This is a genomic window from Nesterenkonia sandarakina, from assembly GCF_013410215.1.
In the GTDB taxonomy this organism is placed as follows: domain Bacteria; phylum Actinomycetota; class Actinomycetes; order Actinomycetales; family Micrococcaceae; genus Nesterenkonia; species Nesterenkonia sandarakina.
Map to the genome: position 1 here is coordinate 592,258 of NZ_JACCFQ010000001.1, position 17,302 is coordinate 609,559.

General features: G+C 68.4%; 15 protein-coding genes and 1 tRNA gene. 5 read left to right on the forward strand and 11 right to left on the reverse strand.

The features are described from left to right. The first annotated feature begins 118 nt into the window (after positions 1 to 118). Positions 119 to 571, forward strand: coding sequence for a pyridoxamine 5'-phosphate oxidase family protein (locus HNR11_RS02795; RefSeq protein ID WP_058887616.1), 453 nt, complete (start codon positions 119 to 121; stop codon positions 569 to 571). A 99-nt stretch (positions 572 to 670) separates the two neighbouring features. Here HNR11_RS02795 and sucD read toward each other — a convergent pair whose 3' ends face one another. The 3 genes from sucD to HNR11_RS02810 all read right to left on the reverse strand — a co-directional run bounded on the left by sucD (position 671) and on the right by HNR11_RS02810 (position 5,564). Then, positions 671 to 1,585 (reverse strand): succinate--CoA ligase subunit alpha, encoded by a 915-nt coding sequence (sucD, locus tag HNR11_RS02800; RefSeq protein WP_179441040.1) that lies wholly within the window; start codon positions 1,583 to 1,585, stop codon positions 671 to 673. 15 nt (positions 1,586 to 1,600) lie between these two features. Next, positions 1,601 to 2,779, reverse strand: coding sequence for an ADP-forming succinate--CoA ligase subunit beta (gene sucC, locus HNR11_RS02805; protein WP_179441041.1), 1,179 nt, complete (start codon positions 2,777 to 2,779; stop codon positions 1,601 to 1,603). 73 nt (positions 2,780 to 2,852) lie between these two features. Beyond that, positions 2,853 to 5,564 carry an ATP-dependent helicase gene (locus HNR11_RS02810; protein WP_179441042.1) on the reverse strand — a complete coding sequence of 904 codons (2,712 nt, stop codon included), beginning with the start codon at positions 5,562 to 5,564 and terminating at the stop codon, positions 2,853 to 2,855. A 99-nt stretch (positions 5,565 to 5,663) separates the two neighbouring features. On the opposite strand from HNR11_RS02810, the gene HNR11_RS02815 reads away from it, so the two are divergent. The 3 genes from HNR11_RS02815 (at position 5,664) to HNR11_RS02825 (ending at position 6,844) form a co-directional block, all read left to right on the forward strand. Further along, positions 5,664 to 6,392, forward strand: coding sequence for a hypothetical protein (locus tag HNR11_RS02815; protein WP_179441043.1), 729 nt, complete (start codon positions 5,664 to 5,666; stop codon positions 6,390 to 6,392). A gap of 91 nt (positions 6,393 to 6,483) precedes the next feature. After that, a tRNA-Arg gene (locus tag HNR11_RS02820) sits at positions 6,484 to 6,559 on the forward strand. 135 nt (positions 6,560 to 6,694) lie between these two features. Continuing rightward, entirely contained in the window at positions 6,695 to 6,844 is a 150-nt protein-coding gene (locus HNR11_RS02825; protein WP_179441044.1) for a hypothetical protein, read from the forward strand. 113 nt (positions 6,845 to 6,957) lie between these two features. On the opposite strand, the gene HNR11_RS02830 is transcribed toward HNR11_RS02825, so the two are convergent. Continuing rightward, positions 6,958 to 7,461 (reverse strand): hypothetical protein, encoded by a 504-nt coding sequence (locus HNR11_RS02830; protein ID WP_179441045.1) that lies wholly within the window; start codon positions 7,459 to 7,461, stop codon positions 6,958 to 6,960. A 144-nt stretch (positions 7,462 to 7,605) separates the two neighbouring features. Here HNR11_RS02830 and HNR11_RS02835 point away from each other — a divergent pair, with 144 nt between their 5' ends. Further along, the gene (locus HNR11_RS02835) at positions 7,606 to 8,712 is read left to right on the forward strand and encodes an alkene reductase (RefSeq protein WP_179441046.1); all 1,107 of its coding nucleotides are present in this window, start codon (positions 7,606 to 7,608) and stop codon (positions 8,710 to 8,712) included. A 102-nt stretch (positions 8,713 to 8,814) separates the two neighbouring features. Here HNR11_RS02835 and HNR11_RS02840 read toward each other — a convergent pair whose 3' ends face one another. The 7 genes from HNR11_RS02840 to HNR11_RS02870 all read right to left on the reverse strand — a co-directional run bounded on the left by HNR11_RS02840 (position 8,815) and on the right by HNR11_RS02870 (position 17,287). Continuing rightward, a complete protein-coding gene (locus HNR11_RS02840; protein ID WP_179441047.1) occupies positions 8,815 to 10,119 on the reverse strand; it encodes an endo-1,4-beta-xylanase in 1,305 nt (434 codons plus the stop codon). A gap of 42 nt (positions 10,120 to 10,161) precedes the next feature. Continuing rightward, the gene (locus tag HNR11_RS02845; protein WP_246310296.1) at positions 10,162 to 10,860 is read right to left on the reverse strand and encodes a potassium channel family protein; all 699 of its coding nucleotides are present in this window, start codon (positions 10,858 to 10,860) and stop codon (positions 10,162 to 10,164) included. Beyond that, positions 10,853 to 12,181: a TrkH family potassium uptake protein gene (locus HNR11_RS02850; RefSeq protein WP_179442823.1), complete on the reverse strand. Its 1,329-nt coding sequence runs from the start codon at positions 12,179 to 12,181 to the stop codon at positions 10,853 to 10,855. The genes HNR11_RS02845 and HNR11_RS02850 overlap by 8 nt, the downstream gene beginning before the upstream one ends. 262 nt (positions 12,182 to 12,443) lie before the next feature. Continuing rightward, positions 12,444 to 12,647: a cold-shock protein gene (locus tag HNR11_RS02855; protein ID WP_036473143.1), complete on the reverse strand. Its 204-nt coding sequence runs from the start codon at positions 12,645 to 12,647 to the stop codon at positions 12,444 to 12,446. Positions 12,648 to 12,879: 232 nt separating this feature from the next. Then, on the reverse strand, positions 12,880 to 15,222 hold the full coding sequence (locus HNR11_RS02860) for an FdhF/YdeP family oxidoreductase (protein ID WP_179441049.1): 2,343 nt from the start codon (positions 15,220 to 15,222) through the stop codon (positions 12,880 to 12,882). After that, positions 15,219 to 16,055 (reverse strand): formate dehydrogenase accessory sulfurtransferase FdhD, encoded by an 837-nt coding sequence (gene fdhD / locus HNR11_RS02865; RefSeq protein WP_179441050.1) that lies wholly within the window; start codon positions 16,053 to 16,055, stop codon positions 15,219 to 15,221. Before fdhD ends, HNR11_RS02860 begins: the two co-directional genes overlap by 4 nt. Continuing rightward, complete coding sequence (locus tag HNR11_RS02870) at positions 16,043 to 17,287, reverse strand: molybdopterin molybdotransferase MoeA (RefSeq protein WP_179441051.1); 1,245 nt, start codon at positions 17,285 to 17,287, stop codon at positions 16,043 to 16,045. The genes fdhD and HNR11_RS02870 overlap by 13 nt, the downstream gene beginning before the upstream one ends. Positions 17,288 to 17,302: the final 15 nt, after the last annotated feature.

The following is a 17,302-nucleotide window of genomic DNA, read 5'->3' on the forward strand; positions in this document are numbered from 1 at the left end:
CCCGCCTGAGGTCCCCCGGGACGCCGGCGCGGCCCCTGGAGACGGGACCGGGAAGCAGGTCTAGACTCGGTGGGGCATGGTGAGCTGCATCACACATCCCTGACGAGAGGCGGCGACGATGTTCGAACACGTTGAGGGCGAACCGGTCCTGGTGCTCAGCGAGGACCGGTGCTGGGCCCTGCTGGAAGGCGTCGCCCATGGCCGGCTGGTCACCGTGGTCGGCGGGCGGGCCGATATCTTCCCGATCAACTGCGCCGTCGCAGACCGGAGGATCGTGCTGCGCACCGCTCCGGGCTCCAAGCTCGCGGAGATGGCCGTCAATGAGAGCGTGCTCTTCGAGGCCGACGGGATCCTCTCGGATCAGGCCTGGTCGGTGGTGGTGCGCGGCACGGCCGCCCGGCTGGAAACCTCCGCGGACCGGGAGGCCGCCGAGGCGCTGCAGATCAAGCCGTGGGTGCCCACCGTGAAGGACTACTTCGTGCGGATCACCCCGCAGGAGATCAGCGGACGTCACTTCCGCTTCGGCGAGCACCCGGAGCGCGAGCTGGGCGAGGGCTCCGAGGGCGGCTGAGCGCACAGACGAGGACGGGGCCGCCCCTGATGATCAGGAACGGCCCCGCTCTGTGACTGTTGAGCCTGCGGCTGGTCAGGCTGCGAGGTGCAGTGAGCCTCAGCCCTTGAAGACCTCGCGGAGCAGCGCGGCGGTCTCGGACGGCGTCTTGCCGACCTTCACACCGGCGGCCTCCAGGGCCTCCTTCTTGCCTTCTGCCGTGCCCGAGCCGCCGGAGACGATGGCGCCGGCGTGGCCCATGGTCTTGCCCTCGGGAGCGGTGAAGCCGGCCACGTAGCCCACCACGGGCTTGGTGACATGTTCCTTGATGTAGTCCGCGGCACGCTCTTCTGCGTCGCCGCCGATCTCACCGATCATCACGATGGCCTTGGTCTCCGGATCGTTCTCGAAGGCCTCCAGCGCATCGATGTGCGTGGTGCCGATGACCGGGTCGCCGCCGATGCCGATGGAGGTCGAGAAGCCGATGTCGCGCAGCTCGTACATCATCTGGTAGGTCAGCGTCCCGGACTTCGAGACCAGGCCGATGGGTCCGGCCTCGGTGATGTTCGCCGGGGTGATGCCGGCCAGGGCCTGACCCGGGGTGATGATGCCGGGGCAGTTCGGGCCGATGATCCGGGTGACGGGCTTGCCGTCAGGACCGGTCTTGGTCAACGAGAGGTTGAAGAACTCCGCGGAGTCCTGCACCGGGATGCCTTCGGTGATGACCACCAGCAGACCGATGCCGGCCTCGATCGCCTCCACAGCGGCATCCTTGGCGAACTTCGGCGGCACGAAGGCCACGGAGACGTCGGCCCCCGTCTTCTCCATGGCCTCGGCCACGGATTCGAAGACGGGCAGCTCGACCTCGTCGCCGGCCTGGTCCTTGTGGGACACGGTGGTGCCGGCCTTGCGGGCGTTGACGCCGCCGACGATGTTGGTGCCTGCTTTGAGCATCAGGGCGGTGTGCTTGGTGCCCTCGCCGCCGGTGATGCCCTGGACGATGACCTTGGAGTCCTTGTTCAGGTAGATAGACATTGTGTGAGCAGGTCCTTACTTGTCAGTCCGCGCGGAATGCGCAAGTTCGGCGGCCTTGTCGGCGCCGGCGTCCATGGTGTCAGCGGTGGTGACCAGCGGGTGGTTCGCCGCTTGCAGGATCCGGCGCCCCTCCTCCACGTTGTTGCCGTCGAGGCGGACCACGAGCGGCTTGCTGGCGGAGTCGCCGAGGATCTCCAGAGCCTTGACGATGCCGTTGGCCACGGCGTCGCAGGAGGTGATCCCGCCGAAGACGTTGACGAACACCGATTCGACCTGCTCGTCGCCGAGGATGACGTCGAGGCCGTTGGCCATGACCTCAGCCGAGGCGCCGCCGCCGATGTCCAGGAAGTTCGCCGGCTTCACGCCGCCGTGGGCCTCGCCCGCGTAGGCGACGACGTCCAGGGTGGACATGACCAGACCGGCGCCGTTGCCGATGATGCCGACCTGGCCGTCAAGCTTGACGTAGTTCAGGTCATTGGCCTTGGCCTTGGCCTCCAGCGGATCCTCGGTCTGCTCGTCCACGAGCTCGGAGTGACCCGGCTGGCGGAATCCGGCGTTCTCGTCGATGGTGACCTTGCCGTCGAGGGCGATGATCTGCCCGTCGCCGGTCTTCACCAGCGGGTTCACCTCGACCAGCGTGGCGTCCTCCTTGGAGAACACGGTCCACAGCTGCACGAAGGCGTGCGCCAGCTGATCGTGCTGCTCGGCGGGGAAACCGGCCTTCTCGGCGATCTCCTTGCCCTTGGCCGCATCGATGCCGGTGTTCGGGTCCACGTTCACCCGTGCCAGCGCCTCGGGCCGCTCTTCGGCGAGCTGCTCGATCTCCACGCCGCCCTCTTTGGAGCACATCACGAGGTAGTCGCGGTTGGCTCGGTCCAGCAGGATCGAGAAGTAGTACTCATCTGCGATGTCTGCACCCTGGGCGATCATCACGCGGTGCACGGTGTGCCCCTTGATGTCCATGCCCAGGATGGCTTCAGCATGCTGCTGCGCTTCATCGGCGCTCTTGGCCAGTTTGACGCCGCCGGCTTTGCCGCGGCCTCCGACCTTTACCTGAGCCTTGACGACGACGACGCCACCGATCTTCTCGGCGGCCGCCTTCGCTTCTTCCGGGGTCTGCGCCACGATTCCGGCCAGCACGGGAACACCGTGTGCCTCGAAGAGATCGCGCGCCTGGTACTCATACAGGTCCACGTGTGTGTCCTTCTACGTCGAAGTCATCTCTACATGTGAAGGCCCGCGGCGCGGCGCGGTTCACGCGCAGCGCTCAGCTGACCTTCTCCAGTGGAGCATATCGCAGGAGGAGTCGCTTCTCGGACCCGGCGAAGCTGACCTTGGCCACGGTCTTCGCCCCTGAACCTTCCACCGCGAGCACCTCACCCACCCCGAACCGCTGGTGACTGACCCGATCACCGGGGCTCAGACTGGGCAGCTCCCGGTCCGGGTCCACCTGACTCGGCGCGGCTCCTCGGGTGGCCCCGGGCAGCGAGGAGGAGACCTTCTCGCTGCCGGCCGCGCCGTAGATGGTGGCGCCTGAGCGCGGTGCCCCGGAGCCGTAGGAGTTCGACCCCGAGCCCCAGCCGCCGCTGAGGCTGCCGGCCCCGCCCTGGATGGAGCCCCCGAAGCCGGAGGATCCGAAGCCGCCCGAGCCGAAGCGCGGGCCGCGGGAGGAGGTGGAGGACGCGGCGTCGACCTCGATCAGCTCCTCCGGGATCTCTCCGAGGAACTGGCTCGGCGGGTTGAACTGGTGCTGGCCCCAGAGATGCCGGGACTCAGCCCGGGAGAGGTAGAGCCGCTGACGAGCACGGGTCAGACCGACATACGCCAGCCGGCGCTCCTCGGCGAGCTCCTCGGGATCAGACATCGACCGGGAGTGCGGGAAGATCCCGTGCTCCATGCCGGTGAGGAAGACCACCGGGAACTCCAGGCCCTTGGCGGTGTGCAGGGTCATCAGGGTCACCTGGCCCTGCTCCACCGCCAGCCGCTGAGACTCGGCGTCCTCCGCGGAGGGGATCGCGTCGGCGTCGGCGACCAGAGAGACCTGCTCCAGGAAGTTCGCCAGCGCACCGGGGCCCTCCTGCGGTCCCGCGCCGGTGAGCCCGGCGTCGGCGCTGGCGCCGGCGGTCGACCCGGTCTCGGTCTCCAGGAAGTCCTCGCCCGGGACGACTCCCCCGGAGACGGTGTCCCCGTTGGTGTCTCGGGCGGAGTCTGCGGCGGCGGCCTCGGTCTCGTATTCCTTGACCACGGCCACCAGCTCACCGAGGTTGTCCGCCCGGGATTCGTCCTGGAGGTCCTTGGACTGGCGCAGCGCCTCGAGCATCCCGGACTGCTCCAGCACGGCCTCGAGCACCACTGAGGGCCGGCCGTCCTGGTTGAGCTGGATCAGGTCATCGATCATCCGCACGAAGGAGGCGATGGCCTTGAGCGAGCGGGTCGCGATCCCGGGGGCCTGATCGGCCCGGCGCAGCGCCTCCAAGAAGGTGGTCCGGTCCCGGGTGGCCAGGGTGGCCACGGCACCTTCGGCGCGCTCCCCGATCCCGCGCTTGGGCTCGTTGAGGATCCGGCGCAGGTTGACGTCGTCGTCGGGGTTGTTGACCACCCGCAGGTAGGCGAGGGCGTCCTTGATCTCTTTGCGGTCGTAGAACCGGGTGCCGCCGATGACCCGGTACGGGATGCCCCGGTTGATCAGCCGCTCCTCCAGCGAGCGGGACTGCGCGTTGGTCCGGTAGAACACGGCGACGTCGGAGGGCTTGATCCCGTGCGAGTCGCCGAGGGAGTCGATGGTGCGCGCGATCCATTCCGCCTCGTCGTTCTCCGAGGGGGCCACGTGCAGCACCACCGGGGACCCCTCGCCCAGGGCGGTCCAGAGCTTCTTCTCGGTGCGGTTCGGGTTCTGCGAGATCACCGCGTTGGCGGCGTTGAGGATGGTCTGCGTGGAGCGGTAGTTCTGCTCCAGCTTGATCGTGGTGGCATCGGGGTAGTCCCGGGCGAATTCGACGATGTTGCGGATGTCGGCGCCGCGGAAGGCGTAGATGGACTGATCCGAGTCCCCGACCACGGTGAGCTCCGCGCCGGGCGTGGGGACCTGGTTCATCGCCTCCGCTGCGGTCTCGGTGGGGCCGGTGAGCTGGCGGACCAGTCGGTACTGGGCGTGGTTCGTGTCCTGGTACTCATCGACGAGCACGTGCCGGAAGCGGCGCCGGTAGCTGTCCAGGATCCGCGGGAAGGCGTCGAACATGTAGACCGTCTCGGCGAGCAGGTCATCGAAGTCATAGGCGTTGGCCGCGCGCAGCCTCTCGCTGTACTCCCGGTAGACCGTGGCGACCGCCTCGGAGAACGGCTCATGGGCGGCGGTGGACTGGAACTCATCGGCGTCCACGAGTTCGTTCTTCAGCGCCGAGATCTTGTTCTTCAGCGCACGCGGGGCGAACCGCTTCGGGTCCAGGTCATGGGACTTCGCGATGGTGGTGATCAGCCGCAGCGAGTCCGCACTGTCATAGATCGTGAAGGTGGAGCGACGACCCAGGTGGGCGGCCTCGGCGCGCAGGATCCGCACGCAGGAGGAGTGAAAGGTGGAGATCCACATCCGCTCCGCCGAGGGGCCGATCATCTCCGCGATGCGGTCCTTCATCTCCCGGGCCGCCTTGTTGGTGAAGGTGATCGCGAGGATCTCATGCGGCCGGGCGGCTCCGCTGCGCAGCAGGTGTACCACCCGTCGGGTCAGCACCCGGGTCTTGCCGGAGCCTGCACCGGCCACGATCAGCAGCGGGGATCCTGAGTGCAGCACGGCCGCCTGCTGCTCGGGGTTCAGCTCGGCGTCGGCGTCGGCGGGCGGCTGAGCGGCCGAGGGCTGGGACTGCTGCAGCACGGCGGGCCCGCCGTCGTCCTGGGGTTCGGAACTCTCGGCAGCGCCGGGGCTGGTGGGCTTGCGTGAGTGCTCGGCGGGCGCGGCCTTCGGCGGGGTGAAGAGGAAATCCATGGTGGACCCAGTCTAAGCGCCGGAGCTGACACCCACCCGGGGCGTGCGCGGGTGAAACCTCTGCCAGACTAAGAGCACGCGGATCTATCCAGGAGGGTCATGTCCAAGCGGCGCAAGAAGGTGCGGGGCAACCCCGCGCGCGAGCCCACGCAGCCAGAAGCCTCGGGAAGCCCGGGTGCTGCCGGCGGGCTCCGGGCGTTTCGGCAGGCCCGCCGGGAGGGCCGCGACATCTCCACGACGCCGCAGCGGCGCGACGACGTGCGCCCGGGCTACCTCAGCGAGGCGAGCCAGCGGGCCGGGGCGGGCACGGATTCCAATCCGCACCTGCTGCTCTACGCGCTGCTGGGCCTGATGGCCTTCCTCTTCGCCTACCTGCACCTCTATGCGCTGCCGCAGATGAATTATTTCGCCGGCGGCTTCTCCATGCCGGACAGCCGACTGCTGGGCTACTCGGTGGAGGACATCGAGAGGCTGCGCAATGGCATGGACGCCGACGGCACCGGGCAGCTCAGCTTCCTGCACCGCACCGCCGGCATCCTCTTCCCGCTCTCCTTCCTGCTCGCGAGCTGGGCCGTGGTGGGGCTGGTGATGAAGCGCGGAGTGATCCGCTGGATCGTGCTCAGCGGGGCGGTGCTCTTCGCCGCGGTGGACATCACCGAGAACTTCCTGATCGACCGGATCCTCACGATGGAGCCGCTGGATCCCGGACTGGTCGCCGTCTCCTCGGTCTTCACCGTCACCAGTTGGGCGCTGCTGATGATCCTGGGGGTCGTGGTGCTCGGTTCAGTGGTGATGAGCCTGATCCGACAGGGCGTGGAACGGCGCTAGCCCGCAGGCCAGCTCCGGGCGGGACGCGCCCCAGGTAGGATGGTCCGGTGCCGCGCAGGACTCACGGCATACGGTGGTCTCCACCGGTCAACCCTCCGTAGCTCAGGGGATAGAGCACCGCTCTCCTAAAGCGGGTGTCGCAGGTTCGAATCCTGCCGGGGGGACCATGCCTGCCTCAGCCACCGCATTGCCTGGCCGAGTTCAGCATCAAAAGACGCCGAACCGGGTGCAGTGTGGCAGAACACATCTACAGTAGACCTAGCCGGCCCGCTCAGGACCGGGGCTAACTGGAGGAGAGCGACATGTCCGAGACCAATTTCCAGGATGAGGTCCTGCATAAGCTTCGGTCGCTGGAAGAGTCGAATCAGAGAATCGAACGCGAGCTGCGGCTGATCAAGAACTACCAGCAGGAAGTCGTAGACGACCACACCGACTACACGACTCGAGGCTGAGCCGCGCAGCAGCCTGGGGTCAGATGCGCTGCTGCAGGTCTCACGAGAGGGCCGGTCCTGGTGACCGGCCCTCCCTCATGTCCTGAGGGTGCGGGAGATGCACCTACCTCGACTCAGCGCCCGAGGTGGCGCTGCAGCGCCTCGGCCCGCTCGGCTCGTCCCATCAGCCGGTAGGCCGCCAGCCATTCCTCCGGACGCGCCATCCTCAGGCCCTGCCACATATGCCCGGGCCTGGCCGGAATGCTCACCACGCGACCCTGCGACTCCAGCGCGAAGCCGACCAGCACGTCGATGCTGTGGTCCCCGGCATCGACCTGCAGGGCGGCGCTGGTGCGGAAGATCCCGGACCGCTCCCGGCGCAGGTGCCGCAGCCCCATCGCCGCCAGCACCTGCTCCACGGCGGGCACCGGGTCGACCCAGCGCCCGCCCTGGACCCCCGCCTCTGAATCGATCACCAAGTCCCAGTCCTGGACCGTCTGGATGAGCCCCAGGCTTGCCAGCAGCCAGGATCCACCGACCACACTCTCGATCCCGGCCTCGCTCAGCGCCGACTGGAGCCTGGTCACCGTCTGCAGCGGCGGGATCGACGGGGCAGCACTGGCTGCGAAGACATCCATCGCTCCACGATATCCACCCGGGACTGTGACCTTCGCCCGGATCAGGAATCGAAGCCGCCCGGTGACGGTTGGTCTGTGCAGAACGGACCGGGCGCCTCCTTCACCGGGGGCGCGCGGACCACCACGGATGAAAGGACCTTCTCCATGACCACTGCCGCTGAGACCAGCCAGGTGCAGGACACGCTCTTCTCCCCGCTCTCTCTGGGAGCCATCGAGATCCGCAACCGGCTGGTGATGGCCCCGCTGACCCGGATCCGCGCCGGCGAGGACGGGGTGCCCAATGAGCTGATGGTTCAGTACTACACCCAGCGCGCCTCGCTGAGGCTGATCGTCACTGAGGGCACCTTCCCGGTGATGGAGGGACGCACCTGGATCGGTCAGCCCGGACTGCAGACGCCCGAGCAGGTCGCCGGCTGGCGCAGGGTCACCGATTCGGTGCACGCCGCGGGCGGGAAGATCATCGCCCAGATCATGCACGGCGGGCGGATCGGCCATGAGCTGATCTCCGGCACCGGCCGCGTCGTGGCACCCAGCGCGCTCGCCGCCCCCGGTGAGATCCGCACCCCTGAGGGCAAGGCGCCCCACCCGGTGCCGCATGCGCTGAGCGCCGAGGAGGTCGCACAGACCATCACCGATTTCACCGAGGCCTCGCGCAACGCGATCGAGGCGGGCTTCGACGGCGTGCAGCTCCACGGCGCCAACGGCTACCTGCTCCATGAGTTCACCGCCCCAGGGTCGAACACCCGCACCGACGGCTACGGCGGCTCCCCGCAGAACCGGGCGCGGCTCTCGGTGGAGGTCGCGGCCTCGGTCTCCGCGGCGATCGGCGCTGACCGCACCGGCATCCGGCTCTCCCCGCAGCACAACATCCAGGGGGCCATGGAGGAGGACCACGACGACGCGATGGCCACCTACCGCGCCATGGCGGAAGGTTTCGCACCCCTGGGACTCAGCCACATCGATGTGCTCAACGCAGACCCGGCCAGCGAGATCGTGCAGCTGATCCGTTCCGTCTCCGGCGCCCCGCTGATCGCCAACTCAGGCTTCGGCGTGCAGACCACCCGCGAGGAGGCGCTCCGGCTCCTCGAACAGAACCTCTCCGAGGCTGTGGGCGTGGGCCGCTCGGCGATCGCCAACCCGGATCTGGCTCGCCGCTGGGAGCTCGGACTCGAGGAGAACGAGCCCGATCCCTCGACCTTCTACGTCGGCGGAGAGCGCGGCTACACCGACTACCCGGCGCTGCGGAACTGACCCGGCGGAGCGTCGGCTGAGGGCACTGCCAGCGGCGGCACCGTCAGAGGCAGCGCCGTCAGGGGTGATCACCGTCCGGCGGCGGTCACCGGCTGGCGGTGCCTACCGGATGCCGGTGACCGCCGCTGAGCGCTGCGGCACACGCAGCTCCAGGTGACTCGCGCCCGGGGCCTGAAGCTCGAAGCTGGCCACCGCGCCGTCGACCTCGAGCTCATAGCCGCCGAGGAAGCCCTCCAGGCTGACCCGGCCGGCCTCGTCGGTGCGCAGCGGGGTCTCCGGGGTCCACCATTCGCCTTTGATCAGCTCATGGAGCCGGTCGTAGGCGGGCTTGGGGCTGCCGTCGCGGCGGAGCAGACCGCCGGGGGCGTTGAGCCACATGTCCTTGTCCGGCAGACCCCAATAGGTCAGGGACTCTACGGCCGGGTGCGCGAAGAGCCGTCGGTAGTGGGCCTGGATCTCCTCGGCCTGGCGCGCTTCCCCCTCCTCGGTGGAGGGCCACTGCGCGGCTGAGACCTGCCAGTCGTTGAGGTCGGAGATGTGCTCGGGCACCGGGGTGCCGGAGAGGATCGTGGTCTCGGTGAAGTGGATCGGGATGTTGAAGCGCGAGAACCGCTCCAGCACGTCGTGGGTCTTCTCCTCACCCCAGGCGCCCTGGTGCATATGGGACTGCAGACCCAGCCGGTCGATCTCCACCCCTGCCTCCAGCGCCGCCTCGATCAGACACTCGTAGCCGGTGGACATGTCGAAGTCGTTCAGCAGCAGGGTGGCCTCGGGGTTCGCCGCTCGCGCCTCCTCGAAGGCCAGCCGCAGCATCGCGACCCGCCCCTTCTGCCGGGCGAGCGTTGTGACCGCATTGGGCTCGGCGGTGAACACCGGCATGATCACGGCCTCGTTGATCGCATCCCAGGTGTCGATTACTGTGCTGAAGTCCGCCACCTCGCGGCGGATCCGCTCGCGGAGCGCCTGGTCGATCTGCTCGGCCCCCAGGTCCATCAGCCACGGCGCGGTCAGCGTGTGCCACAGCAGCGGGTGGCCTTTGACGCCCACGCCGCGGTCCTTGAACCACTGCGCGGCGGCACGCAGCTCGGCGGTCTTCGGCTCGCCGCGGACCGCCTCGAACCGGCCCCAGTAGAACGGCAGGGTGGCCTTGTTGAACAGGGCCGTCCAGCGCCGCGCGAGCTCGGCGTCGCCGGTCTCGTCCTGGGATCTCCCGTTGATCCAGTCGATGAGCTCGAACCCGATGCAGCCGAACCCGAAGGCGTGGTCCCGCTGGCGCACCAGCACATCCTGCTCCGCCAGAGGCGACCCGTCCTCACCGGTGACGGTGAGCGTGGCCTGGGCCCGGCGGTGCGCCAGACCGGGGTCGGGGCGGAGCGATGATCCGGGCGAGGTGAAGAGCGAGGTCATGGTTGAAGTCTGCCATGGACATGTGACTCAGCGCATAGTCGCCTATCGAAGCCGCCTGAACCCCTCGGTCTTCTTGGCCGGCCCGGAGACCAGGATGATGTCGTCGGCGGCCAGCACGGTCTGCGCGGTGGCCGGCTCCCATCCCCTGCCGGCGTGCTTGACCGCGGTGATCGTGACCCCGTGGCGCCGCCGGACGTCGAGGGCGCCCAGCTCGCGCCCCAGAATCTCCTGGTGCGGTGTGGTCTTGGCCAGGGCATAGTCCTCGTCGATCAGGATGTAGTCCTGCAGACTCCCGCGCACCATATGCGCCACCCGGCGCCCCATGTCCTGCTCCGGGAAGACGATATGGCGCACGCCGAGCTGCTGAAGGATCGCCCGGTGCGGCTCGCTGACCGCCTTCGCCCAGAGCTCGGGGATGTTGAACTGCAGCATCAGTGAGGTGACCAGGATGCTGGCCTCCAAGTTCGAGGCGATGGCGATGACCACGTGGTCGAACTCGTCCACCGCGAGTTGGCGCAGCGCCTCCTCGCTGGTGACATCGGCCACCGCGACGTGGGTCAGGCGCCCGTTCAGCGACTGCACCACCGACTCGTCCTGGTCGATGCCGAGCACATCGGTGCCGTGGGACATCAGCTCCAGGGCCAGGGCGCGGCCAAACCGGCCCAGTCCGATCACCGCGACCGAGTCCGGCCCTGCGACGTCGCCGGGGTTGGTTCCTCCGAAGAGCTTGAAACTAGCCAATGATCGGCCTTTCCTTGGGGAGTTCATAGAGGGTTCGGCGCTCGCGCAGCGCCAGTGCCGAGGCGAAGGTGATCGGGCCGACCCGCCCGATGAACATCAGCAGGACCAGCATCAGCTGGCCCAGCATCGGAAGCTCCGCGGTGATCCCGGTGGAGAGCCCCACGGTGGAGAACGCCGAGACGGTCTCGAAGAGCACCTGATCCAGGGGCAGGCCGCTGAGGTGCATCAGCGCCCCGGTGACCACGACCACGAGGCTCCCCGCCAGCAGCACGACGGCGATGGCCTGCCGGTGCACCGCCCGGGAGAGCCGTTTGCCGAAGATGTTCACCGCGGCGTCTCCGCGCAGCTCGGTGAAGACGATGAACAGCAGCACCGCGACGGTGGTGACCTTGATCCCGCCGGCCGTGCCGGCAGGGGCGCCGCCGATGAACATCAGCACGTCCATCCCCAGCCAGGTGGTCGGCTTCATGGCAGAGATGTCCACGCTGTTGAAGCCGGCGGTGCGGGTCTGGACCGACTGGAAGAAGCTGGCCAGCAGCTTCTCTGGCCAGGACATCGGTCCCAGCGTCGCCGGGTTCGACCACTCCAGCGCCAGGATCATCCCCGTGCCCAGCACCAGCAGCACGCTGGTGGCCCAGACCACGATCCGGGTATGCATGGACCACAGCCGCGGTGTCCGGAACCGTCGGCGCAGCTGCATGATCACGGGGAAGCCCAGTCCGCCGAGGATGATCGCGGCACACAGCGGCAGGCCGATCACCGGGTCCCCGACGAAGCCCATCATGGAGTCGCTGTAGAGCGCGAAGCCGGCGTTGTTGAAGGCCGAGACGGCGTGGAAGCTGCCGTGCCAGATCGCGTCCCCGAGGCTCATGTCGTAGCCCAGGTGGAGCCGCAGGGAGAGGATCACCGCGAGCACCGCCTCGATGACCAGCGAGATCTTGATGATTCCCAGGATCAGGGAGCGCAGGTCTGCCAGGCCCAGGCTCTTGGCCTCGGTCGCGGCCAGCAGCTTCGAGCGCAGCGAGAGCCGGCCCAGCACCATCAGGCCTACCACGGTGGCGAAGGTCATCACCCCGAAGCCGCCGAGCTGGATGAGCACCAGGATCACCACCTGACCGAACACGGAGAAGTGGGATCCGGTGTCCACCACGGTGAGGCCGGTGACGCACAGGGCGGAGGTGGCGGTGAACAGCGCGTGGATGAAGTCGGTCTGCCCTCCCGGGGCCGTGGCGGCGGGGAGCAGCAGCAGTCCGGTTCCGGCAGCGGTGACCAGGAGGAAGCCGAGGAAGATGAGCTGGACCGGTCTGACCCGGCGCAGCATCGCCCGCTGATCAGCGGGCAGGGGCTGATTCACAAAGCTGAAGCGTAGACCTGCAGGCACCTCCGGACAAGGCCTGCGGCGGTATGACCTCGGTCGTAGCGATCAGCCCGGGTCGGAAGGGGGATAAACCCAGAAAAAAAGACCGACCCCTGGACTCGCAGCTGCGAGTCCAGGGGTCGGTCTCTATGAGGTTCTGTTCATCGAACCCGAGGTGCTCAGCGTCAGACGGCTAAGAAGCCATCCTCGGCGAACTCAGTGGAGTTCAGAGCGGGTTGACGTTCTCAGCCTGGAGACCCTTGGGGCCGCGGGCGGTCTCGAACTCAACCTTCTGGTTCTCCTCGAGGGAACGGAAGCCGGAAGTGGTGATCGCGCTGAAGTGCACGAAGACATCGTCTGAACCGTCTTCGGGGGCGATGAAGCCGTAGCCCTTTTCAGCGTTGAACCATTTAACTGTGCCAGTGGCCATGATGTTTCCTTAATATACTTGCTCTTGCTACGCATCGATCTCACGATGCATGTGCCGCAACCAACCTGGCCGGTCGAGAGCGGTGTCTACTGGACGACCGCATAAGTGTAGAAGCCCGTGTAGTACTCCGTCAGCCTACGCTAATAATCGGCTGGGGTCACTACTGGTCTCGGGAGCATCATCATATGCCCACTGTGGCCGTGAAGCCCCGGCGTTGGCACACCCTCCCGGCTTAGCTCTCCTCTGCCGGGATCCCGTTGTGGGCCTGGAACCGGACCATCATCGCCTTGAACCCCGGGGTGTTGGATTCCCGAGCGACCAGATTCCGGTGGGTCAGCGCGTTGGCCTCCGGGTAGTAGGCCGCCACGCAGCCGCGCGCCGTGGGGTAGGCCACCAGGTGGAAGCGCTGCGCGCGGCGCTCCTCGCCCTGGAACACCGAGATCACGTCGACCAGCGCCCGGTCCTCGAAGCCGGTCTCGGCCAGGTCCTCCGGATGGATCAGGATCACCCGGCGGCCCCCTGAGATCCCCCGGTAACGGTCATCGAGCCCGTAGAAGGTGGTGTTGTACTGATCGTGGGAGCGCATGGTCTGCAGTACCAGGTGCCCCGGGGGCGGGGTGAGGTACTCCAGGGCGCGCACCGTGAACCCGGCTCGGCCGTCCGCGGTGGCAAAGGAGCGGTGATCCCGGGGCGGGTTGGGCAGCACGAATCCCAGCTTGCCCCGGATCCGGCGGTTGAAGTCCTCGGTGCCCTCCACCACGCGGGAGGCGTGGTCACGGATGACGTCGTAGTCCTCCGCCATCGACTGCCAGTCCACCACGTGGTCGGGCCCGAAGATCGCCTGCGCCATGCGGGCGATGATGACCGGCTCCGCGAGCAGGTGGTCCGAGACCGGCTCCAGTCGCCCCCGTGTGGAGCTGACCACCGACATCGAGTTCTCCACGGAGAGGAACTGGGCGCCGCCGGGGTGCTTGTCGTCGCGGTCGGAGCGTCCCAGCGTGGGCAGGATGATGGAGGTCTCCCCGTGGACCACGTGCGAGCGGTTGGGCTTGGTGGAGATGTGCACCGTCAGGCCGGTGCGCTTCAGCCCGGCCTCCATCACCGCGGTGTCGGAGTTCGCGGCCGCGAGGTTTCCCCCCATGGAGACGAAGACGTCGACGTCTCCGGCGTCCATGGCGGACATCCCGTGGGTGGAGTCGTAGCCGTGGGCTCGCGGGGAGCGGATGCCGAACTCGGCGTCGAGCCTGGCCAGGAAGGGTTCGGTGGGCTTCTCCCAGATCCCGAAGGTCCGGTCTCCCTGGACGTTGGAGTGCCCGCGCACCGGACAGGCTCCGGCCCCGGGCTTGCCGAAGTTGCCCTGGAGCAGCAGCAGGTTGACGATCTCCTTGATGGTGTCCACCGAGTGCGGCTGCTGGGTCAGTCCCAGCGCCCAGCAGAAGATCGTCGCCTTCGAGGCCGCCATCAGATCGGCGATGTGTTCGATCTCTTCGCGCTGCAGGCCGGTGGCCCGCTCGATCTCGGTCCAGTCCAGGGTGGCGCGAACCTGGGCGTATTCGGCGAAGCCCCTGGTCTTGGACTCCACGAACTCCCGGTCGACCACGGAGCCGGGGTGCTCCTGCTCCTTGCGCAGCAGCAGGTGGCCCAGGGCCTGGAACAGGGCCTGGTCTCCGCCGACCTTGATCTGGAGGAACTCGTCGCTGATCCGTTCCCCGTCCCCGAGCATGCCCTTGGCGGTCTGCGGGTCCTTGAACCGCAGCAGCCCTGCCTCGGGCAGCGGGTTGACCGAGACCACCTTGCCGCCGTTCTTCCTGGCCTCGGCCAGGGACCCGAGCATCCGGGGGTGGTTGGTGCCGGGGTTCTGACCGACCACGAAGATCAGCTCGGAGTGCTCGATGTCCTTCAGCGAGACGGTGCCCTTGCCGATGCCGATGGTCGGGTTCAGCGCGGTCCCGGAGGACTCGTGGCACATGTTCGAACAGTCCGGCAGGTTGTTGGTGCCCAGCGAGCGCGCCAGCAGCTGGTAGAGGAACGCGGTCTCGTTCGCCGTGCGCCCGGAGGTGTAGAACATGCACCGCTCCGGCGTCGTGGCCCGGACGTGCTCTCCGATGGTCTCGAAGGCCTCGGTCCAGCTGATCGGTCGGTAGTGGGTCTCCCCGGCCCGGATCATCATGGGGTGGGTGATCCTCCCGGACTGGCCCAGCCAGTACTCGGTCTTGGTCTCCAGCTCGGCGATGGGATGTTCGGCCCACCACTGCGGGGTCACGATCCGGGTGGTGGACTCCTCCGCGAGCGCCTTCGCACCGTTCTCGCAGAACTCCACCGGCTTGCGCTTGGTCTCGGTGGGCTCGGGCCAGGCGCACCCGGGGCAGTCCACGCCCTGGGACTGATTGACCCGGTACATCGACCGCACGGTGCGGGAGAGCCCGCCCTGGGCCATGCCGCGGGCGAAGGAGACCTCCACCGCCTTGAGCCCGGCCGCGTGGGTCTTGGGCTCGCTCACCTGCAGCGAGTCCTCGTCGATGTCCTGGAACTGCGCGGCGTGGCCGCGGACTGATTCATCACGCACCTTGGTCATGAGTCCTCGTCCTCCCTCTCGATGCGCTGGAAGTGGGTGTAGAGATTGATGGATCGGCCTCGGGAGAATCCGGCAAGGCTCAGTCCGGAGCGTTCGGCCAGGTCCACCGCCAACGACGACGGCGCCCCCACCGCGCTGAGCATCTCGATCCCCGCCAGGGCGGCCTTCTGCACCAGCTCGAAGGAGGCCCGTCCCGAGACCTGGAGCACCGTTCCGGCCAGCGGGAGCCGCCCCTGGGTCAGCGCCCAGCCGACCACCTTGTCCACCGCATTGTGCCGTCCCACGTCTTCGCGCAGGCACAGCAGCTCGCCGGCGGCGTCGAAGAGGCCTGCGGCGTGGACACCGCCGGTCTTGGAGAACAGCGTCTGGGACTCGCGCATCCGCTCCGGAAGCTGCAGCAGCGTCTGCGGGTGCATCCGCAGCGTGTCCGTGGGGTGCGCGGGCAGGGTCTTCTCCACCGCGTCGATGGAGGTGGTTCCGCAGATCCCGCAGGCCGAGGTGGTCAGCACGTTGCGAGTGCGCAGCAGCGAGGTCGGCGGCAGCGCCGGATCCAGTTCGGCGTCGATCACGTTATAGGTCTGATTGCCCTGCTCGTCGGTCCCGGCGCAGTAGCGCAGGCTGCGCAGGTGCTCCTGGGCGCTGATGATGCCCTCGGCCACCAGGAACCCGGCGACGAGCTCGAAGTCGTGACCCGGGGTGCGCATGGTCACGGTGAAGGACTCCCCCGCCAGGCGCAGCTCCAAGGGCTCTTCCACGGCGAGCAGATCACCCTTGCTGCGGGTCCCGTCGGCGCGCAGGGTCAGCACCCGGCGACGTTGGGTCAGCCGTCCCATATCGACTCCTGGGCGTGCTGTCCGGGGACCGGGAGACACTCCACCGGTTCCCCTGCGGCCACCCCGCGGGGAGGGACGATCGCCAGCGCATCGGCGTCCGCGAGGCCGCGCATCATATGTGGCCGACTGTGACCGGCCGGGCGCATCCCTTCCGGGCAGCGCCGCACCGGCAGCAGCCGGACCCCGCGGCGCGCACCGGGCAGCGGTTCGGCCGCGGTGGCAGAGAGCACCCGGGTGCGTGCTTGAGCATCGATCCCGCGCAGCGCGCGCAGCAGCGGCACACCCAGCGCGGTCAAGCCTGAGAATCCTGCCAGCGGATTTCCGGGCAGCCCCAGCAGGTACAACGGTCCCTTCCGGCGCGGGAGCTGTGCCAGCAGCACCGGATGACCCGGGCGCATGTCCACCGAGTCCACCACCAGGCTCGCGCCGAGCATCTCCAGGGCTGGTCGCAGCGCGTCGGCGCGGGAATGGGCGGTGCCGCCGCTGGTGATGATCAGGTCGGCGCGCCCGGCCTGCGCGACCTCGGCCAGCGTGGCTGCCAGCACCTGGGGGTCATCGCCCAGCCGCTGCGCGTCCACCGAGGCGGCGCCCATCTGGGTGAGCATCTGCGGCAGCGCCAGGCCGAAGACGTCGCGCACCTGTCCGGGGGCGGGGATGCCGGTGGTGGTCACCTCCTCACCGGTGAGCACCAGCTGCACCTCTGGTCGCGGGATCACCGTGACGTGATCGTGGCCGGCCACCGCGGCGACGGCGGCGCGCGCCGGGGTCAGCATCGCGCCGGCCGGGACCAGCAGGTCCTGGGCACGGCACTCCTCCCCCGCCAGGCGCACGTTGCGCCCGGGCGCGGTGTCGGGGCTGGTGCTCAGGGCCTGCAGCTGTTGCCCCTCGGTGATGCCGTGCTCGGCACGCAGCACCGAATGTGTGCCCTGGGGCAGCGGGGAACCGGTGAGCACCGCCGTGGCCTCTCCGGGGTGCAGCGGGGACTGCCGGACGGCAGGGCTGTGCGCGATGCCGGCTCGCAGCGCCCAGCCCCGGTCTGCTTCGGTGCGCGCCAGGGGCTCGGCGGTCAGCGCCCAGCCGTCCATCGCGGAGGTCGAGACATGCGGGATGTCCTGCAGGGCCCGGACCGGGCTGTGCAGCACACCGCCGATCCCGTCCTGGAGGCTCACGCGCACCGGAGACAGGGATTCGGCGGCAGCGGCCCGGTCCCGGGCCTGGGTCAGGGTCAGCATCACAGGGCAGGCATC